Source organism: Pseudomonas matsuisoli, assembly GCF_014647635.1.
Taxonomy (GTDB): Bacteria; Pseudomonadota; Gammaproteobacteria; order Pseudomonadales; family Pseudomonadaceae; genus Pseudomonas_P; species Pseudomonas_P matsuisoli.
Genome location: NZ_BMPO01000007.1, coordinates 136,146 through 137,905, shown reverse-complemented (window position 1 = coordinate 137,905; position 1,760 = coordinate 136,146). Strand labels below are relative to the sequence as shown.

The 1,760-nt window shown below is 59.9% G+C and carries 1 protein-coding gene; it reads left to right on the top strand.

From position 1 onward, the window contains the following. Positions 1-307: 307 nt before the first annotated feature. Positions 308-1,654: a TolC family outer membrane protein gene (locus tag IEY47_RS15335; RefSeq protein WP_188984204.1), complete on the top strand. Its 1,347-nt coding sequence runs from the start codon at positions 308-310 to the stop codon at positions 1,652-1,654. Positions 1,655-1,760 lie beyond the last annotated feature (106 nt).

The window sequence follows — 1,760 nt, the reverse complement described above, 5'->3', positions numbered from 1 at the left end:
AAGGGGGGACTCCGACAAAATTGCGGCGATAGTGCGCGGGGGCGGCCGTGATGGCGAATTGATTTCTTCTACTGGGAAGATCGGTACAATTACTTCGGCCGTGACTTGTAATAGTTGAATTGCTTCACAAGAATTATGTGCAGCAATTCTTAACGTTTAAAAACGATTTTGCCTAAGCCTAGACGGTGTCGTGGATTACCGCCGGTCGGTATGGGCTACGCTTGTCATCAAGGTCATCTGCCTTCGCGCGATAACCGTTACGAGATTCAACTTCCTTTCCTCTGCCAGCCAGTAAGGTCTTTCAACTATGCGGTTACGCCTCGCCTCCGCCATCGCTTTAGCTCTGTCAGTCGGCTACGTGCAGGCGCAAACACTCCAGCAGGCCATGCAACAGACGATCGATTCGCACCCCGAGTTACAGGGATCGATCAACAGTCGACTTTCGGCCGATCAAGACCTGCGGGCGGCGCGGGCGGGCTACCTGCCGTCGGTGGATTTGTCCGCGGGCTACGGGCGTGAAGGGACGAACAACAACAGTACGCGTGCGGGCGAGGAAAGCTGGCGCGACATGAACCGTACTGAGGCGCGGATCGGCCTGAGTCAGATGATCTATGACGGCGGGGCGACCAAGGGTGAGGTTGGGCGTCAGGCGGCGACCGTCAACTCGCGCGCGTTCCGCGTGCTGGGGACGGCGGAGCGCATCGCGTTGCGCACGGCCGAGGTGTACATCGATGTGCTGCGCCGTGAAGAGCTGGTTCGGCTTGCCCAGGAAAACCTGACCAACCATGAGCGCATTCTCGATCAGATTCGCCTGCGCACCGAGCGCGGCGTCGGGCGTACGGCAGACTACGATCAAGCCGAAGCCCGTACCGCACAGGCGCGCAGCAACCTGCTGACCGAGCAGACCAACCTGTCCGATGCGCGTATCAATTACCTCAGTGCCGTGGGCAACGCGCCGCAAGACCTGAGCATTCCCGATGGGCTTGCTGGCCGTATGCCGCAGGACCTGGACGATGCGCGTCGCACGATCATCGAGAACAACCCGGTGCTGAAGTCGGCCGAGTCCGATATTGCCGCGACGGAAAAGCAATACGAGGCCGCTAGATCGCTCTTCCTGCCCCGTTTCGATGCCGAGATTTCCCGCAGCGCGGACGACAACATCGATGGCGTGAGTGGGCGCAACGAGGAATGGCAGGCCATGGTGCGCATGCGCTACAACCTGTTTGCCGGTGGCGGCAGCTCGGCGCAACGCGAATCGCGCGCCTACCAGATTCAGGAAGCGCTGGACATTCGCAACAACGCCCTGCGCCAGCTGAACGAAGAAATTGGCTTGGCCTGGAACGCGCTGGAAACCGCACGCCAGCAACTGCCTGTCGCCCAGCAATACGCGGAACGTGCCGGTAAGGTGCGGACCGCCTACCAAGCGCAGTTCAGCCTCGGCGACCGCACGTTGCTGGATCTGCTGGACAGCGAGAACGAAACCTTTACCGCGCAACGCAACCTGGCGGACATTCGTTTCACCGAACTGTTTTCTCAGTACCGCATCATGGCGGCCACTGGTGAATTGCTGCGTAGCCAATCCGTCGCGGCGCCCATGGCGGGCGTGTCGCTGAACGATGTGAAGTCGCAGGTGCATTTGCCAGGCTTGGATTGATCCCGCGCGTAACGGGTCAGGTGGCGAACCGCCTATCGGTGATTCGCATCCGTCCTGATCAGGAACAGGTCTACCCGCAGTAGGCCAGGTTAAGAGGTTTACTGAT

Coding starts and splice junctions, on each gene's coding strand:
- IEY47_RS15335 (WP_188984204.1), top strand. CDS start 308: ATGCGGTTACGCCTCGCCTCCGCCATCGCTTTAGCTCTGTCAGTCGGC.